The 17,441-nt window shown below is 68.3% G+C and carries 16 protein-coding genes and 1 pseudogene; 10 read left to right on the forward strand and 7 right to left on the reverse strand.

Annotated elements, in window-relative coordinates:
• Window positions 1-41: 41 nt before the first annotated feature.
• The 4 genes from qcrB to ctaE form a co-directional block, all read right to left on the reverse strand.
• Window positions 42-1,694 carry a cytochrome bc1 complex cytochrome b subunit gene (gene qcrB, locus QUE68_RS11145; protein ID WP_286275632.1) on the reverse strand — a complete coding sequence of 551 codons (1,653 nt, stop codon included), beginning with the start codon at window positions 1,692-1,694 and terminating at the stop codon, window positions 42-44.
• Window positions 1,691-2,908 (reverse strand): cytochrome bc1 complex Rieske iron-sulfur subunit, encoded by a 1,218-nt coding sequence (gene qcrA, locus QUE68_RS11150; RefSeq protein ID WP_284226069.1) that lies wholly within the window; start codon window positions 2,906-2,908, stop codon window positions 1,691-1,693. The genes qcrB and qcrA overlap by 4 nt, the downstream gene beginning before the upstream one ends.
• Window positions 2,905-3,711, reverse strand: a complete 807-nt coding sequence (gene qcrC, locus QUE68_RS11155; RefSeq protein WP_284226070.1) for a cytochrome bc1 complex diheme cytochrome c subunit — start codon at window positions 3,709-3,711, stop codon at window positions 2,905-2,907. Before qcrC ends, qcrA begins: the two co-directional genes overlap by 4 nt.
• A 61-nt stretch (window positions 3,712-3,772) precedes the next feature.
• Window positions 3,773-4,384 (reverse strand): aa3-type cytochrome oxidase subunit III, encoded by a 612-nt coding sequence (gene ctaE / locus QUE68_RS11160; protein ID WP_284226071.1) that lies wholly within the window; start codon window positions 4,382-4,384, stop codon window positions 3,773-3,775.
• Between the two features lie 86 nt (window positions 4,385-4,470).
• Between ctaE and trpD the strand changes: the two genes are divergently transcribed.
• Window positions 4,471-5,511: an anthranilate phosphoribosyltransferase gene (trpD, locus tag QUE68_RS11165; RefSeq protein ID WP_284230848.1), complete on the forward strand. Its 1,041-nt coding sequence runs from the start codon at window positions 4,471-4,473 to the stop codon at window positions 5,509-5,511.
• Here trpD and QUE68_RS11170 read toward each other — a convergent pair.
• Window positions 5,449-7,380 (reverse strand): annotated as a pseudogene (locus tag QUE68_RS11170) (DEDD exonuclease domain-containing protein); the annotation flags it as partial. The gene trpD and the pseudogene QUE68_RS11170 overlap by 63 nt on opposite strands.
• A gap of 24 nt (window positions 7,381-7,404) precedes the next feature.
• Between QUE68_RS11170 and QUE68_RS11175 the strand changes: the two are divergent.
• From QUE68_RS11175 to QUE68_RS11190, 4 genes are all read left to right on the forward strand, one after another.
• Entirely contained in the window at window positions 7,405-7,659 is a 255-nt protein-coding gene (locus QUE68_RS11175; RefSeq protein WP_284226072.1) for a hypothetical protein, read from the forward strand.
• 165 nt (window positions 7,660-7,824) lie between these two features.
• The gene (ripC, locus tag QUE68_RS11180) at window positions 7,825-8,949 is read left to right on the forward strand and encodes a peptidoglycan hydrolase RipC (protein ID WP_284226073.1); all 1,125 of its coding nucleotides are present in this window, start codon (window positions 7,825-7,827) and stop codon (window positions 8,947-8,949) included.
• Window positions 8,918-9,763, forward strand: a complete 846-nt coding sequence (locus tag QUE68_RS11185; protein ID WP_284226074.1) for a peptidase — start codon at window positions 8,918-8,920, stop codon at window positions 9,761-9,763. Before ripC ends, QUE68_RS11185 begins: the two co-directional genes overlap by 32 nt.
• Before the next feature lie 2 nt (window positions 9,764-9,765).
• Entirely contained in the window at window positions 9,766-10,908 is a 1,143-nt protein-coding gene (locus QUE68_RS11190) for a glycosyltransferase family 4 protein (protein ID WP_284226075.1), read from the forward strand.
• Here QUE68_RS11190 and QUE68_RS11195 read toward each other — a convergent pair.
• Complete coding sequence (locus QUE68_RS11195) at window positions 10,905-12,713, reverse strand: AMP-dependent synthetase/ligase (protein ID WP_284230850.1); 1,809 nt, start codon at window positions 12,711-12,713, stop codon at window positions 10,905-10,907. The two genes, QUE68_RS11190 and QUE68_RS11195, sit on opposite strands and share 4 nt — an antisense overlap.
• Before the next feature lie 110 nt (window positions 12,714-12,823).
• Here QUE68_RS11195 and QUE68_RS11200 point away from each other — a divergent pair, with 110 nt between their 5' ends.
• The 5 genes from QUE68_RS11200 to QUE68_RS11220 are packed head-to-tail and all read left to right on the forward strand — an operon-like array spanning window position 12,824 to window position 16,089.
• Window positions 12,824-13,213, forward strand: a complete 390-nt coding sequence (locus QUE68_RS11200; protein WP_284226076.1) for an SRPBCC family protein — start codon at window positions 12,824-12,826, stop codon at window positions 13,211-13,213.
• 30 nt (window positions 13,214-13,243) lie between these two features.
• Window positions 13,244-13,681 (forward strand): SRPBCC family protein, encoded by a 438-nt coding sequence (locus QUE68_RS11205; RefSeq protein ID WP_284226077.1) that lies wholly within the window; start codon window positions 13,244-13,246, stop codon window positions 13,679-13,681.
• The gene (locus QUE68_RS11210; RefSeq protein ID WP_454786352.1) at window positions 13,674-14,954 is read left to right on the forward strand and encodes an ArsA family ATPase; all 1,281 of its coding nucleotides are present in this window, start codon (window positions 13,674-13,676) and stop codon (window positions 14,952-14,954) included. Before QUE68_RS11205 ends, QUE68_RS11210 begins: the two co-directional genes overlap by 8 nt.
• Window positions 14,942-15,301, forward strand: a complete 360-nt coding sequence (locus QUE68_RS11215) for a hypothetical protein (protein ID WP_454786248.1) — start codon at window positions 14,942-14,944, stop codon at window positions 15,299-15,301. The genes QUE68_RS11210 and QUE68_RS11215 overlap by 13 nt, the downstream gene beginning before the upstream one ends.
• A gap of 59 nt (window positions 15,302-15,360) precedes the next feature.
• Complete coding sequence (locus tag QUE68_RS11220) at window positions 15,361-16,089, forward strand: lysophospholipid acyltransferase family protein (RefSeq protein WP_284226080.1); 729 nt, start codon at window positions 15,361-15,363, stop codon at window positions 16,087-16,089.
• Here the strand turns inward: QUE68_RS11220 and QUE68_RS11225 are convergent.
• The gene (locus QUE68_RS11225; protein WP_286275633.1) at window positions 16,086-17,384 is read right to left on the reverse strand and encodes a glycosyltransferase 87 family protein; all 1,299 of its coding nucleotides are present in this window, start codon (window positions 17,382-17,384) and stop codon (window positions 16,086-16,088) included. The two genes, QUE68_RS11220 and QUE68_RS11225, sit on opposite strands and share 4 nt — an antisense overlap.
• Window positions 17,385-17,441: the final 57 nt, after the last annotated feature.

Here is a 17,441-nt window from a genome sequence, read left to right on the forward strand (position 1 = left end):
CTCTCGTCGGGTCGGCCGTCGGTTGACGTGCGGTCGAGCGGCTAGTGCTGGCCGTTGGACCCGTTGCCGTTGGACCCGTTGCTTCCGTTGGTGTGTTGCCGTTCCTTGAGGGCGAGTTGGGCACGGTGTTCGGCAGCGTGTGCGGCCTCGACGAGTGCGGTCTGTTCGCCTTCGGGATCGGGGGAGAGGAAGCTGCCGGTGCCGGGGGCGCCGGCGGAGCCCAGTTTGTTCATCTTCTTGGGGAGAGCGGCGCCCTGGTATTGCAGCGGGATCGGGTGACCGTGGTCGTCGACCGGGCCGAGCGGTTGGTGCAGCTCGATGTAGGCGCCGTGGGGCAGGCGCTTGAGGATGCCGGTCTCGATGCCGTGTTCGAGCACGGCGCGGTCGCTGCGCTGCAGGCTGATCGCCCACCGGTAGGTGATGTAGTAGACGATCGCGGGCAGCACCACCATGCCGATGCGGCCGATCCAGGTGGTCGCGTTCAGCGAGATGTGGAACTTCAGCGCGAGGATGTCGTTCATCGCCGAGAAGGTCAGCACGATGTACAACGCGATGGCCATGGCGCCGATCGCGGTGCGCACCGGGGCGTCCCGCGGGCGTTGCAGCAGGTTGTGGTGGGCCGTGTCGCCGGAGAACTTCTTCTCCAGGAACGGATAGATGGTGAGCAAGATGAACACCAGCCCCATCAACAGAGCGACGGCGACCGCGGCGGGCACGGTGTGTCCAAAGGGGTAGAGCTCCCATGGCGGCCAGATGCGGGCGAGGCCGTCGGTCCACATCATGTAGAAGTCGGGCTGGCTGCCCGCGGAGATCTGGGAGGGCTTGTAGGGGCCCAGCTGCCAGATCGGGTTGATCTGCAGCAGCCCGCCCATCAGGCCGAGCACGCCGACGGTCATGGCGAAGAACGCACCGGACTTCACCGCGAACACCGGCATCACCCGGACACCGACCACGTTGTGCTCAGTGCGGCCGGGGCCGGGGAACTGGGTGTGCTTCTGGAACCACACCATCGCCAGGTGCACCCCGATCAACGCCAGGATGATGCCCGGCAGCAGCAGGATGTGCAGGGCGTAGAGCCGGGGGATGATGATGTCGCCGGGGAAGTCCCCACCGAACAGGGCCCAGTGCAGCCAGGTCCCGATCAGGGGCATGCCCAGGGTGATCGAGGAGAACGCCGCCCGCAGGCCGGTGCCCGAGAGCAGGTCATCGGGCAGGGAGTAGCCGAAGTAGCCCTCGAACATGGCCAGGATCAGCAGCAGCGAGCCTATCACCCAGTTGGCCTCGCGGGGCCGGCGGAACGCGCCGGTGAAGAACACCCGGGCCAGGTGCACCATGATCGAGGCGGCGAACAGCAGCGCGGCCCAGTGGTGGACCTGACGGACGAACAGCCCACCGCGGACCTCGAAGGAGATGTCCAGTGCGGTCTCATAGGCCCGGGACATCTGAATCCCGTTGAGCGGCTGATACACCCCGTGATAAGTGACCTCGGCCATCGACGGGTCGAAGAACAGGGTCAGGTACACACCGGTCAGCAGCAGCACGATGAAGCTGTACAGCGCGATCTCACCCAACAGGAACGACCAGTGCGTCGGGAACACCTTGTTCAGCTGACGCCGCACCGCCCCCGACGGGTGATACCGCGAATCGATCGCATCGCCTTGATGCGCTGCCAACTCAGCGAGTTTTGGGCTCATGACGTCCGCTCCCAGAATGCCGGTCCTACTGGTTCGATGAAATCACCGTTTGCGACGAGATACCCGTCCTTGTCGATGGTCACCGGAAGCTGCGCCAGGGCGCGGGCCGCCGGGCCGAAGATGGGACGGGCGAAGTGGAGTGCGTCGAACTGCGACTGGTGGCACGGGCACAGGATTCGGTAGGTCTGCTGCTCGTACAGCGAGGACGGGCACCCCAGATGCGAGCACACCTTGGTATAGGCGAACAGATCGCCGAAGTTGAAGCTCTCCTGACCCTGGCGCTTGACCACCCGCGTCATGTCCTCGGGCCGGATGCGGATCAGCATCACGGGGTTCCGCACACCCATGGCGATTTCGGTCAGCAGCTCGTGGGACTCGAACGTGGACCCGTCACCGTCGGACGCCCGCCACGGGAAGACCGTCTCCATGCCGCCCGCGTCGATGTCCTCGGGGCGCATCTTGACGAACGGCGAGCTGCCGGGCTGGCCCGTGGCGCGGGCCATGTAGATGGTCTCGCCGACGAACCGCGGGGTCCACCCGGACGTCCACAGCACCGCCTTCTTGCCCTCGGCGGTCGGGACCACGGGCTTCCATGGGTTCTTGATGATGCCGCCGATGAACGCTACCGCGGTGCCCAGCCCGAACGCGCCGAGACCGATACCGAGTGACAAGCCAATCAGCTTGCGCCGCTTGAGGGTTGAGCCCTCCAGCGCGTCGGTGAGGTTGGCCGCCGCCGTCCTGCGCTGTATCTCGGGGGAGGCGCCGTCGTGGCGGTCCTGGATCGAGATCTCCTCGGGGATGAACTTCTTCTGGAAGAGCACCGCGCCAATCCCGATTGCCAGGACAGACAGTCCGAACGTCAGGCCGTAGAGGGGCGTGGCCAGGCTGTACACGAACTCGCCTGCGGAACCGTACGGCTGGTACTCCCACGGCCAGAACAGGAACACGAGAAGCAGCGCCAAACCCAGGAAGCCGCCGAACATGAGCCAGTAGGACACGGTGCGCTCGGCCCGCTTCTCGGCCTTGGTGCCCTCGATCGGCCAGCGCGTCTCCATGAAGACGGTCTCGACGCCGTCCATCCTGCCGCCGAGTGCGACGAGCTCCTGACGCGACATCTTCGCCAGTTCGGCGTCGCTCGGTTGACCGGGAACGCCGGCCTGGCCCGGAGTGTCGGTGCCCTTGACGTCGCCGTTCGTATCGTTCGTGTCGCTCATGCGCGCGATCCCACCCACATAGCGGCGCCGATGACGGCGACCATTCCGATGATCCAGGCCGCCATGCCCTCCGGCGCAGGGCCGAAGCCGCCCAGACCGTAGCCGCCCGGATCGGGCGTCTCGGTGGCCTGGCGGACGTAGGCGACGATGTCCTTCTTCTGCTCCGAGCTGAGCTGGCGATCGGAGAACTTGGGCATGTTCTGCGGGCCGGTCTGCATCGCGGTGTAGATCTGTGCGGGGGTGGCCTCGTCCAGGGCCGGCGCGTACTTGCCCGATGACAGGGCGCCGCCCTTGCCGGTGAAGTTGTGACACGACGCGCAGTTGAGGCGGAAGAGATCGCCACCGCGGGCGACGTCGCTGCCGATCAGGCTGCTGTCGGCGACCGCGCCGTTGGCGTCCCGCGGGGTGACGGGTCCGCCGCCGTTGGCCTGGACGTAGGCGCCGATCGCGTCGACCTGGTGGGGGTCGAAGATGGGGGGCTTGCGGGCGATCTGCGCTTCGCCGCGCATCGCGGGCATGCGCCCGGAGCCCACCTGGAAGTAGACCGATGCGTCGCCGACACCGATCAGGCTCGGGCCGCGACTGGGCACACCCTGCAGGTTGGCGCCGTGACACGTGATGCAGGCCGTCTCGTACAGTTGCTGACCGGTTCTCAGCAGCGCCAGTCCCGACTCGTCGGCGACGGCGACCTGCGGCTCGGGCGTGAGGGTGGCCGCGATGCCACCCGCCACGAGAAGTCCGGTCAGAAGCAGAAGTGCTGCCGACACACGCCGGCGTAGCCGACGGCGAGACTTGCTGCTCATCGAACCCCTTCTCATCGGCCGTCCGGGGGGCGGCGCATCATCCTTGACACTCATCGGGCACTCATCGAACGAAGTAGATGACGGCGAACAGCGCGATCCACACGATGTCGACGAAGTGCCAGTAGTACGACACGACGATCGCTGCGGTGGCCTGCGCCGGGGTGAACTTGCTCATGCGGGTGCGCGCCAGCAGGAACAGGAACGCGATCAGGCCGCCGATGACGTGTAGGCCGTGGAATCCGGTCGCCAGGTAGAACACCGAGCCGTAGGCGCTGCCGGGGATCGTCGTGCCGTGGGTGACCAGGTGGTAGTACTCGTAGCCCTGACCGGCGACGAAGAACGCGCCCATGAAGAAGGTCAGCAGGTACCAGCGGCGTAGTCCGAATACGTCACCGCGCTCGGCGGCGAAGACACCCATCTGGCACGTGAACGACGACGCGATCAGCACCAGCGTCACCGGAACGGCCTGCACCAGGTTGAGCTCGGTCGGGGACGGCGGCCAGTCACCGGCGGCTTGCGCCCGCGCGGTGAAGTACATCGCGAACAGTCCAGCAAAGAACATGAGCTCGCTGGAAAGCCACACGATGGTGCCGACACTTACCATGTTGGGACGGTTCAGCGAATGCACACGCGCAGTGATCGCGGTTCCCGACGTCCCTACAGCACTCGTCACATCATGAAGTATGACGCTTTGTAGTTGTCGAACTCCACCCGGGGCACGACATTCGTAATAATCAATTCGTGACATCCACCGATTCGATGACCTGGCCGCAGATTCTGGGCCGCCTGACCACTGGACGCCCGCTCGAGAGCGGACAAGCGGGGTGGGCCATGGACCAGATCATGACCGGGGTCGCGACGCCCGCCCAGATCGCGGGATTCGCGGTCTCGATCAAGATGAAGGGGCCCACCTCCGCGGAGGTGAAGGAGCTCGCCGACACGATGCTTCGGCACGCGCGCCGGGTGCCCACCGACGTCATCGGGACGGCGGCGGTGGACGTGGTCGGTACCGGCGGTGACGGCGCCAACACGGTCAACCTGTCGACGATGGCCGCGATCGTGGTGGCGGCCAGCGGTGTGCCCGTCGTCAAGCACGGCAACCGGGCCGCCTCGTCGCTGTCCGGGGGCGCCGACACGCTCGAGGCCCTCGGCGTGCGCATCGACCTGGGCCCGGACGACGTCGCCCGGTGCGTGGCCGAAGTCGGCATCGGCTTCGCGTTCGCCCCGCAGTTCCATCCGTCGTACCGGCACGCCTCGGCTGTGCGACGGGAGATCGGTGTCCCGACGGTCTTCAATCTCCTTGGACCGCTGACGAATCCGGCGGCGCCGCGGGCCGGTCTGATCGGGTGCGCGTGGGGTGACCTCGCCGAGGTGATGGCGGGCGTGTTCGCGACGCGCGGGTCCAGCGTGCTGGTGGTGCACGGCGACGACGGCCTCGATGAACTGACCACCACCACGACGAGCACCATCTGGCGCGTGCAGGCCGGCACCGTCGAACGGCTGACGTTCGACCCCGGCGCCTTCGGCTTCGAGCGCGCCCATCTGAGCGAGCTGACGGGCGGCGATGCCCAGGCCAACGCCGCCTCGGTCCGGGAGGTGTTCGCCGGTGCCAAGGGTGCCGTCCGCGACGCCGTCGTCCTGAACGCCGCGGGCGCCATGGTGGCGCACGCCGGGCTATCCAGCGACGCCAAATGGGTGCCCGCGTGGGAGGTCGGCCTCGCGCGGGCCGCCGACGCGATCGACTCGGGGGCGGCCGAAGACCTGCTCGCGCGTTGGGTGCGGTTCACTCTGCAGCTCTGACGCCTCGGTCTGCCTGGCGGCGATCCGTGCCGAGCGTGCGGTCGCCGCCCACGCCGCGTGCCTGCCCGCGGCGGCCACCGGCGTGGCATAGCCGTCCCCGGACGTCGTCTCGACCCGGACGATGCGCACTCCCGGCTGAGTCAACCACCGTGCGATGAGGCCGGTCTCCTCGACGAGCGCACCGCCCAACGGGGCGGCCGAGGGCAGAACCGATTGTGCCGCAGCGCATATCGCGTCGATCACCGGCATCGGGGGCACGCCCCGGCAGGCGTTGCCCGCGGCGGCGAGCTGACCGTATCGGACGATCGCGAGGTGCCAGCCGCCCGCACCGTCCGGCCGTGCGGCGACGAGTTCGTCGACCGCGACGAGGGCGTGCAGCCGCTGGCCCCGCCAGACGGTGTCGATCGCGGTGGCGGCATGATCGCGCCACCGTGCGGCGGTCTCGTACTTGCCCCGCTCGGCCAGCAGGCCGACGTGGGTGAGGGCTTCCGAGAGCGCCGAGTCGTCGGCCCCGGCGATGAGTTCCACGGCCCGCGCGGGGGCGGCGGCATAGACCGTCGCGGGCACGTCCCGGGCGGCCGGGCACGGCGAGAGCTCCAGCTGGGGGCAGGACGGCCCGTGGAGCGCCGAACGGGCCAGCCGGGTGGTGCACGTCCGCACCCCGGTGAAGCGGGCCAGCAGCGCAGCCGTCTCGACGGCGTCGGCGCGGGCGCGGAACGGTCCGATCGCTCGGTCGTGCCGCGGCGACCGGACCACCGAGAACCTCGGGAAGGCCTCCTCGGTGAGCACCACCCACCACCACTTGTGCGGAAATTTGGAACGCCGGTTGTAGGGCGGGGCGTGGGCGGCGAGCAGCCGGAGCTCGCGGACGCCCGCCTCGAGTTCGTGCGCACACTCGACGTGGTCCACCCGGATGGCCAGCGAGGCCATCTCCTTCATCCGGATGCGCGGATCGGTCCCGTTGAAGTACCCCGCGACACGGCGTCTCAAGTCGACGGCGGTGCCGACGTACAGCACCTCGTCGGAGGGGCCGCGGAACACGTACACGCCGGGTCGGCGTGGCAGTGCGGTCGCGAGATGCCGGTTGCGGCGCTGGGCCGGCGTCACGTCGGGCAGGTAGGAGCGGAGGTCGGCGAAGGTGTGGATGCCCTGGTTGCCAATGCGTTCGATGAGGGCATGCAGGACGTCCACCGTGGCGCGAGCGTCGTCGAGCGCCCGGTGCGTGGGCCGGGTACGCGCACCGAGAAGCAGGGCCAGCGCCGACAACCGCACGCTCGGTGCCTCGTCCCGGGTCAGCACCCGGCGCGCCAACTTCACGGTGCACAGCACCGGGGGTCGCTTCCACGGGAGCTGCAGGCGATCCGCGGCGGCCCGCAGGAACCCCACGTCGAAACCGGCGTTGTGGGCGACCAGCACCGCACCGCGGGCGAACTCGAGGAACGCCGGGAGCACGGAGTCGATGGTCGGCGCATCGCAGACCATGGCCGTCGTGATGCCGGTCAGCGTGACGATCTGCGGGGGGATCGAGCGGCCCGGATCCACCAGGGTGGCGAACTCGCCGAGCACCTCGCCACCGCGCACCTTCACGGCACCGATCTCGGTGATCGCGTCGAATCCCCGGCCATCCTCGTCGCCCTTGGCCCGACCGCCGGTGGTCTCGAGGTCGACGATGACGAAGGTCGTCTCGCGCAGTGGCAAGTCGGCCAGTCCGGCGAGCAGCCCAGCCGGATCGTCGCGGAAGACCGCGTCGACGTCGCCGAAGCTCAGCTGGCCCATGGGAGGACCGTAGGCGTGGCGACCGACACCCGACTCACATCGTTGTAATTCGCGTGTCAGGGCCTGTCGGTGGTCGTCGTTACCGTGCGGCATGACTCTATTGAGAGGAGTGCGGCCATGACTCGAGCAGAGACGGGACCGGACCTGCCAGAACCGTCCGACGACGACGCCGGGACCCTGCACATCGATTGCGATGACTGCGCGGTGCGCGGACACGGCTGCCAAGACTGCGTCGTCAGTGTCTTATTGGGCGTCCCAGAGACTTTGCTGGCGGATGAACGCCAAGCCCTGGAGGTCCTAGCAGACGCCGGATTGGCCCCTCGGCTACGGCTGGTTCCGATTCACCGGAGGCGCGCTGACGGGGTCGCGTAGCGGGGTCCGTCGCTGGGTGGCAGCGAAAAATTCCCCTGGCGCCTGTTAAGTTTGCGTCTCTGTTGGACAACCCCGTTGCCGTTTCGTAACCTGTCTGAGACCCAACGCAGTTCGAGCGGCTCGCTTACAGCAGTTGAAGGACGCGAAATCTTGAGGTTTGACGCCATGCACCGAAGCACACGTGGTCTTCGGCGACCGATTGTTGGCGCGCTAGCAGGGCTGATGGTCTTCGCCGGGGCGCTCGCAGGCAATTCGCAGGCAGACCCTGCCGCCGACGCGCTGGCAAAGCTCAATGAGCTGTCCCGCCAGGCCGAGCAGACCACCGAGGCCATGCACTCTGCGGAGTTGGATCTCGGAAACAAGTTGCAGGCTCAGAACGCAGCCGAACAGAAGCACGCCGCCGACCTTGCCGCCGTGGATGCGACCAGGGCCCAGCTGGCAACCTTTCAGATGTCGGTCGACAAGGTTGCTGCCGCCCAGTACATGGGGGGTCGCACCGACGGGCTGGACGCGATGCTGACCGCAAGCTCGCCGCAGGGCCTCATCGACCAGCTGGCCGTGCAGCGCGTGATGGCCACCGAGATGTCGGTGCAGATGAAGAACTTCAAGAGCAGCAGTGTGCTGGCTAACCAGGCCGAGTTGGCGTCCGCTAAGTCCGCTGCCGACACCAAGACGCTTGCAGAGCAGGCCGCAGCGGTGCGCGCGGACCTGCAGTCCAAGCAAAGCAAACTGCAAGTGCAGATGGCGATCGTCAAGTCGCAATACACGGCGCTGACCCCCGCCCAGCGTCAGGCGCTGGCCGCCATCCCGCCCCCACCACCCATGCCCGCACCGGATGCCGCCCCGCCCACCGAGGGCCCCGACGTACTTGCTGCCGCACCCGGTGGCATCAACCCCGGCGACCTCGCACCGCCGGAGGCCGCCATCCCGGCCCCGCCCGCCGAGGGAGAGGGCATGGTCGCCGTCCAGGCGGCACTGACCCGAGTTGGTTCGCCGTACTCCTGGGGTGCGGCAGGTCCCGGTGCGTTCGACTGCTCGGGACTGGTCATGTGGGCCTTCGGCCAGGCCGGTGTCAACCTTCCGCACTCGAGCCAGGCCCTGGCCCAGGGCGGCCTGCCCGTGTCCACGGATCAGATGCAGCCCGGCGACCTGGTCACCTTCTATTCGGACGCCTCACACGTCGGCATCTACATCGGCGACGGAATGATGGTGCATGCCTCGACGTACGGCACACCGGTGCGAGTCGCCCCGGTGAACAATGCGCCGATTCACAACGTCCGTCGTTACTGAGCGCCCGCTGGTCGGCCTGCTCCTGCTGGCCGAGTTGGCCGCCGCTGCGGTACTGATCGCGAGTCCGCTCGGCGATGGCCGGCCCGACCAAGGGCCGCCGACCGCCACGCATGCCTCGCTCGACGTGCCGTCCACGCCCGCCGACCCGCTCGTGCTCCGCGACGGCCGCACGGTCTCGCTGATGGCCCTCGGGGGCGCCAAGACGGCTGATCTCCAGAGTCGGATCTGGGGTGAACTCGACGGCGCTGCCGACGCGGTCACGGCGTTCTGGGGTGACGACTGGCCGCGCAACGTCGTCGTGGTGCTCACCGGTACCAATGAGGAGTTCCGGGCACTCGCGGTGGGGGAGCCCGACATCGCCGCCGCGACGACGGCGCAGCGGATCGTCTTTGCGCCAGGCGCCAGCTCGATGAGCGACGCCTCGTTGCGAATCGTGTTGCGCCACGAACTCTTCCACTACGCCGCCCGTGGACGCACCGTGGCCGACGCGCCGCGCTGGCTCACCGAGGGGATCGCCGACTTCGTCGGCAGGCCACCCACACCGAAGCCCGGGCCCGAACGGGCCGCCGTCCTGGCGCAGCTGCCGACGGACGTCGAGCTCGACACGCCGGGCGCGACGCGGTCGCTGGCCTACGACAGGTCGTGGTGGTTCAGTCGGTTCGTGGCCAGCCGCTACGGGACCGAGACGCTGCGCACGCTGTACGTCAAGGCCTGTGGCGCCGGCCATCCCGAGCCTTCCGCCGCCATCTCCGACACCCTCGGCGTGGACACACCCCAGGTGCTCGCGGCGTGGCGGGCCTGGCTCAGCGGATAGCGATGTCCCGAGTCCTGTTGGTGACGAATGACTTTCCGCCGCGTCGCGGTGGCATTCAGTCCTACCTCGAGAACCTGGTCGCCGAACTGGTCAAGACCGGTCGTCACTCGCTGGTGGTATACGCACCGAAATGGAAGGACGACAGCGACTACGACGCACGGGCCCGCGAGGCCGGCGTCGAGATCGTGCGTCACCCGACGACGCTGATGATCCCGGAGCCGTCGGTGGCGCTGCGGATGCGCAAGCTCATCAGCCGTCACGACGTCGACACGGTATGGTTCGGCGCCGCCGCTCCACTGGCGCTGTTGTCCCCGCTCGCACGCGATGCCGGCGCCACCCGGGTGATCGCCAGCACGCACGGCCACGAGGTGGGCTGGTCCATGCTGCCGGTGGCGCGAACGGCGTTGCGGCGCATCGGAAACGACACCGACGTCGTCACGTTCATCAGTCAATACACCCGCAGCCGGTTCGCCGCCGCCTTCGGCCCCGCCGCCGCACTGGAACGACTCGCGCCCGGGGTCGACACCGACCGCTTCGAACCCAATTCCGTGGCCAGGGCCGAGATGCGCGCCCGCTACCGCCTGGGTGACCGGCCGGTCGTCGTCTGCGTGTCGCGACTGGTGCCACGCAAGGGTCAGGACATGCTCATTCGGGCGCTGCCCGCAATTCGCCAGCGCGTGTCCGGCGCGGCACTCGTCATCGTCGGTGGCGGGCCCTACCGGGACGAGTTGCGCCGCCTCGCCCACGGTGTCGGCGTCGCCGAGCACGTGATCTTCACCGAGGGCGTGCCCGCCGAGGAGCTGCCCGCCCACCACGCCATGGCCGACGTCTTCGCGATGCCGTGCCGCACCCGCGGCTCCGGGCTCGACGTCGAAGGCCTCGGCATCGTCTACCTCGAGGCGTCGGCGACGGGCGTGCCGGTCGTCGCGGGGAAGTCGGGGGGCGCACCGGAATCGGTCATCGACGGCGAGACGGGTCTGGTGGTCGAAGGCTGGGACGTCGGTGCCATCGCCGCCGCGGTGTCCGACCTGCTGGCCGACCCCGACCGGGCCGCGGCGATGGGCAGGGCGGGCCGTCAATGGGTCGTGGACCACTGGCAGTGGCGCACCAAGGCGGAGCGACTCTCGGAACTGCTCGCCGGTTAGTGCCCGGCCTTCGAGTAGAGGGCGTCGATGTCGCTGGCGAACTTCTCGGCGACCACCTTGCGCTTGACCTTCAGCGTCGGCGTCAATTCACCGGTGTCCTCGGTGAAGTCGACGGGCAAGATGCGGATCTTGCGGATCGACTCGGCATGGGACACCGACTGATTGGCGTCCTTGACGGCCAGGTCGACCTCGGCGAGCAGGTCGGGATCCTCGGCCAGATCGCCGACGGTGGCCGAGGCGTCCTTGCCATTGCGCTGCTTCCAGCCGGGGAAGGCCTCGGGGTCGATGGTGATGAGCGCCGCGATGAAGGGTTGCGCGTCACCGACGACCATCGCCTGACTGATCAGCGGGTGTGCCCGCAGCCTGTCCTCGAGCAGAGCGGGGGCGACGTTCTTTCCGCCCGCGGTCACGATGATCTCCTTCTTGCGGCCGACGATCGTTAGGAAGCCCTCGTCGTCGATCGCCCCGAGGTCACCGGTGTGGAACCAGCCGTCGGTGAACGCGCCCTCGGTCTCGGTTGGGTTGTGCCAGTAGCCGCTGAACACGACGCCACCCGACACCAGGAGCTCCCCGTCGTCACCCAGACGCATGCTGTTGCCCGGCACCAACTTTCCGACCGAGCCGACCTTTACGTCCCCGACGCGGTTGACGGTGATGGCCGCGCTGGTCTCGGTCAGGCCGTACCCCTCGTAGATCGTCAGGCCGACGCCGCGGTAGAAGTGCCCGAGCCGGGCTCCCAGCGGTGCCCCGCCGGAGATGGCGGCGTGGCAGTTGCCGCCCAGGGCCGCCCGCAGCTTGCCGTAGACCAATCGGTCGAACAGGGCGTGCTTGAGTCTGAGCCGCAGGCTGGGCCCGCCGGTGGCCTGGGCCTGGCTCCAGGCGATCGCGGTCGCCGTGGCCGCACCGAAGATCTTCTGCTTGCCGCCGTCGCTGGCATTCTGTTCGGCCGTGTTGAAGACCTTCTCGAACACGCGCGGTACCGAGACCACCAGTGTCGGCTTGAACACGCCGAGCGTGGGGACCAGGTTCTTGACGTCGCTGGTGAAACCGAGGGTGACCTTGTTGCTGAACGCCGCGATCGTGATGGCGCGCGCCAGCACGTGGGCCAGGGGGAGGAACACCAGGAGCTTCTCGCCCTTGTCGAGAAGGGTGGGGAAACAGGCCTTGGCGCCACGCATCTCGTTCAGGAGGTTCGAGTGGGTCAGCTGGCAGCCCTTGGGCTTTCCGGTGGTGCCCGACGTGTAGACGAGCGTGGCGACGTCCGCGGACGCGATCCCATCGAGCCGCTGCCGCACCGCGTCGGCCTCGACGCCCTCACCGATGCGGGCGAGCTCGCCGAGCGCGCCGGGGCCGGTGCCGTCGATGCGGTACACGTGGCGCAGGTCGGGCAGTTCGGCCTTCAGCTGCTCGATCTTCTGGAAGTGTTCGTCGGTCTCCGCGAAGGCCGCGACCGCCCCCGAATCCGACAAGACGAACCGCACCTGCTCCGCCGAGCTGGTCTCGTAGATCGGCACCGTGATCGCGCCGATGGACAGGATCGCGAAATCGATGATGGGCCACTCGTAGCGGGTCGCCGAGAGAACGGCCACCCGGTCGCCCGGCGCGACACCCTCGGCGATCAGACCCCGGGCGGTCGACCGGACCTGCTCCGCGACCTGGGCACACGTCACGTCGGTCCACGATCCATCGACGAGACGCTGGATGATGACGTGATCGGGATCGTCGGCCTCGTGGGAGAACACCGAGCTGACGACGGTGTCGTGCTCGCTGACGGTGAACGATGCGGAGACACTGAACTCGCGCACGATGTGTGCCACCTCTTTCGACGGTTCCCCCCACAGGACGGATATCTCGTCGGACCAGCCTAGTCGGCCGCCGAGCGTCGTCGTCGCCGCATGTGTGAAGGTGGTGAACGATGAACAGCATTCAGGTAGCGGACGAGACGTTCGTGTGCGCCGATCCCGCGGACGTCGGCGCGGCGGTCGCGGATCCGGCGAGCTGGCGACGATGGTGGCCCGACCTGCGGCTGACGGTCGTCGAGGACCGCGGCCCGGCGGGCCAGCGCTGGACCGTCACGGGCGCGCTCACCGGCACGATGGAGATCTGGTTGGAGGCGTCCTTCGACGGCGTCATCCTGCACTACTTCCTGCACGCCGAGCCGTCCGGAGTGGCCGCCTGGCAGTTGGCGAAGATGGACCTTCCCAAGGCGATCCATCGGTGCCGCGTGGCAGGGAAGAAGATGGCGTTCGAGGTCAAGCAGAGGCTCGAGGAGTCGCGCAAGGTCGGTGTGTCCCGGCTGGCGTGAGCGCCGCGCGATACGGGTACATTCCTGCACGTGGCGGACAAGACTGCGCAGACCATCTACATCGACGCCGACCCCGCGACGGTGATGGACGTGATCGCCGACATCGGCTCCTATCCGGACTGGGTGGCTGAGTACAAGGAGACCGAGGTCCTCGAGAGCGACGCCCAGGGCTACCCGAAGACGGCGCGCCTGGTGCTCGACGCCGCCGTGCTGAAGGACACCATGGTGCTGGCCTACACCTGGCCGCCCGACCACGCCTCGGTGCGGTGGTCATTGGTGTCCAGCTCGCTGTTGCGGGCGCTTGATGGGGCATACCTCCTGTCCCGCAAGGGTTCTGGTACCGACGTGACCTACGAGTTGGCGGTCGACCTGGTGATTCCGATGATTGGTCTGCTCAAGCGCAAGGCCGAGCGACGGCTCACCGACACTGCACTGAAGGATCTCAAGAAACGAGTCGAGGCTGACTGAGAGCGACAACCCGGTCGAAACCCTCGCCACCGGCAGCGCAAGGATCAGCCTCTTCGTCGGCAAGGGTGGAGTGGGCAAGTCCACGCTGGCGACGGCCACTGCGGTGCGCGACGCGCGCAGCGGCCTACGGGTACTACTGGTGTCGACCGATCAGGCCCACTCGACGGGTGACGTGCTGGGCACCAGCGTGATCCCGACGGGGGAGCGGAGCCCCACCAGGGTCCTGGCCGATGAGTTCGAGGCAGGCGGCGGGTGGCTCGACGCCCTCGCTCTCGACACACTGGCGCTCATGGAGCAGCGGTGGCGGCAGGTGGCGGGTGTCCTCGCCGCCCGGTTTCCCGAGTCTGATCTTGGAGACGTTGCCCCCGAAGAGCTTTCGGCTCTGCCCGGCATTCAGGAGGTCTTGGGTCTCGACGAGGTCGGCGAACTGGCCGCGTCGGGGCGATGGGACCACGTGGTCGTCGACTGCGCGTCGACCGCCGACGCCATGCGCATGCTCACCCTGCCCGCCACCTTCGGGCTCTATCTCGAGCGGGCCTGGCCACGGCACCGCAGACTCTCCCTGGCCGCCGGTGACGCCACCGCCTCCGGGGTGGTCGAACTGCTGGAACGGATCGCCGTGGCTACCGATCGCCTCGGTGAACTGCTCACCGATTCCTCGCGAGTGCGGGCCCACCTGGTGCTCACCCCCGAGCGGGTGGTCGCCGCGGAGGCGGTCCGCACGCTCGGCGCGCTGGCCCTGATGGGGGTCTCGGTGGAGGAACTGATCGTCAATCAGGTTCTGTTGCAAGATGACTCGTTCGAGTATCGGAACCTGCCAGAACATCCGGCGTTCGACTGGTACGCCGAGCGGATCGCCGAGCAGCGAGGGGTCCTCGATGGTCTCGACGCCGCGATCGGTGACGTCACGCTGGTGCTCGTCCCGCATCTGGCGGGGGAGCCGATCGGGCCGAAGGCGCTCGCCGACCTGCTCGACGCCGCGCGACGGCGGGACGGCTCGGCGCCACCCGGGCCGGTGCGTCCAGTGGTCGACCGCGAATCCGGGTCCGGGCTCGAGGCGGTGTACCGGATGCGGCTAGAGTTGGCACAGGTCGATCCGGGCACCTTGACATTGGGCCGGGTCGACGACGACCTGATCATCGGCGTCGGAGGCATGCGTCGCCGCGTTCGGTTGGCGTCCGTCCTACGGAGATGCACCGTGGTGGACGCGCAGCTGCGCGGTAGCGTACTGACGGTGCGTTTTCGACCCAATCCGGAGGTGTGGCCGGCGTGAGCGAGTCCCACTCCGACATTCCCCCCGAGCTCCGGCAGCTGGCCCAGTCGCTCCTGGACCGCCTCGACCCCGCCGTGCGGCTGGCCGCCGCCCGCGCCACGTCGGGGTCCGACGGCAAGTGCCAGCAGGTGTGGTGCCCGGTGTGTGCCCTGGCCGCATTGGTGACCGGGGAACGGCATCCGCTCTTGACCGTGATCGCCGAGCACAGCGTCTCCCTGTTGGCGGTCGTTCGCGCAATGACGGATGCCCTCGACCAAGAGGGAACCGACGCACCGGAGCCGCCGCCGACCGACCCGCCGCAAGCACCCGGCCGCTACGAGCACATCCCCGTCACCGTCGAGGACTGAGCGCCAACTGGGTACAGTTGTCGCAGGGCTCCGTCCGGGCGCCCGCCGCGGGAGGCTCGATGTGGTATTGGCTGTTCAAGTACATCTTCATGGGCCCGCTGCTGCAGTTGCTGGGCCGCCCGAAAGTGCAAGGGCTGGAGCATGTTCCGAACTCCGGTGCCGTCATTCTGGCCAGTAACCACCTCGCCGTCGCGGACAGCTTCTACAAGTGCCTCGTGGTTCGGCGCCGGATCACCTATCTCGCCAAGGCCGAGTACTTCACCGGCACCGGCATCAAGGGCTGGTTCAACCGCTGGTTCTACTCGGCCGCAGGCCAGGTCCCGATCGACCGGACCGACGCCGACGCCGCCCTCGCGGCGCTGACCACCGCGGAGCGGATCCTGGGTCAGGGCAAGGTCTTGGGGATGTATCCCGAGGGCACGCGCTCACCCGACGGGCGTCTGTACAAGGGCAAGACCGGCATCGCCCGGTTGGCGCTGGAGACCGGCGTCCCCGTGATCCCCGTGGCGATGGTCGGCACCGACCACGTCAATCCGCCCGGCTCGAAGATGTGGCGGTTCGCCCGCGTCGAGGTGCGCTTCGGCAAGCCGATGGACTTCTCCCGTTTCGAAGGCCTGGCGGGTAACCGGTTCATCGAACGGGCCGTCATCGACGAGGTGATGTACGAGTTGATGCGTCTCTCCGGACAGGAGTACGTCGACCTCTACGCTGCGGACATCAAGGAGGCGCTCGACGGTGGGACCGGCGCCACGCCGGCGGCGCGCATCCCGACGGCTGCGGCCGGCTAGCTAGAGGCGTGCGCGGGCGTCGAGTCGTCGACCGCCTGCGCGCCGTCTCGCTCCTTCAGATTGACCGTCCCCGCGACGATGATCAGCGCCAGCGCCCACCACAGGTAGGAACCGCCGAGCAACTGGCGCCAGAGCGACGCGGACGTCTCGTGATGTTCGATCATCAGATGGATGGGTGCAAAGTACATCAGCAGGACACCGGTCACGCTGACCGCACCCATCGCGATGCTGCGGTGGCGCAGCGCGAGCACCGCCATCACCAGGACCGCCGGCAGCGCCCACACCCAGTGGTGTGACCACGACACGGGTGAGACGACCAGACCGAACATCGCGACGCAGATCAGCGCGAGCACCGGCTGGTCGCCGTCACCCGAGCGCAGCACCCGACGTACCGCCCACACCGTCAGGCCGAGCACGGCGAAACAGGCGACCACCCAGATGACGAAGCGCGGCGTCTCGCCGAGGCCGAGTCGGGCCAAGGTGCCTGCGATGTTCTGGTTGGTGAGATACGTGGCGGTGCCGATGCGGTCGGTGTCGTGCACCGTCTCGGTCCAGTACTGCCAGGAGTCGCGCATGGCCACCTGAAACCCGACCGCCGTCGCCAGGATGGCCGAAGCCGCGCTGGTCAGCAGTGCCCGGGTATCCCGCCGCAGCAAGAAGTACAGCAGGAACACCGCGGGTGTCAGCTTGAACGCGATCGCCACGCCGAGCAGCAACCCCCTCGGCCACGGGGTCTTCCTCGGCACGCAGTCGGCGATCACCAGGGTCATCAGGACGACGTTGATCTGACCGAACTCGAAGTTCGAGCGAATGGGCTCCAGGTAGACCACGGCCGGGGCGACGATCGCCGCGGCCAGCCAGCATCGGCGGACCCACGCCGCTCCGGACAGCCGGGGCGAGTGCTCCCATACCCGCAGGCGGGTCAGCACGATCATGGTCGTGACCAGCAGCAACGCAAAGGTGATGACGGTGATCGTCGCGCTCGCCGCGGGTAGCGACAACCATGCGAAGGGAGCGAAGACGGCGGCGGCGAGCGGCGGATACGTGAACGGCAGATTGAGGCCTGCTTCGGTATGGAAGAGCACGCCGTCGCTGTAGAGCGACGCGCCATCGAGCCACGCCCGGCCGCCCATCCGATAGACGTCGATGTCGATGCGGTAGGGGGTCGTGGCCAGCAGGTGGCGGCCTGCACCGAACACCCCGGCGATGACGAGCAGCTGAAAGAGGCGCCACGCCGCGGTTGGCCACAGCGCCCGCCAACCTGGTGCCCCTTTAGAGAGCTGCCGAATTCTCATCTCGCGGACAAGAGTATCGGTGCGCGTCGGCGAGTCGGGGACCATCCTGTCCGCCAC

The organism is Mycolicibacterium sp. TUM20985 (assembly GCF_030295745.1).
Classification (GTDB): Bacteria; Actinomycetota; Actinomycetes; order Mycobacteriales; family Mycobacteriaceae; genus Mycobacterium.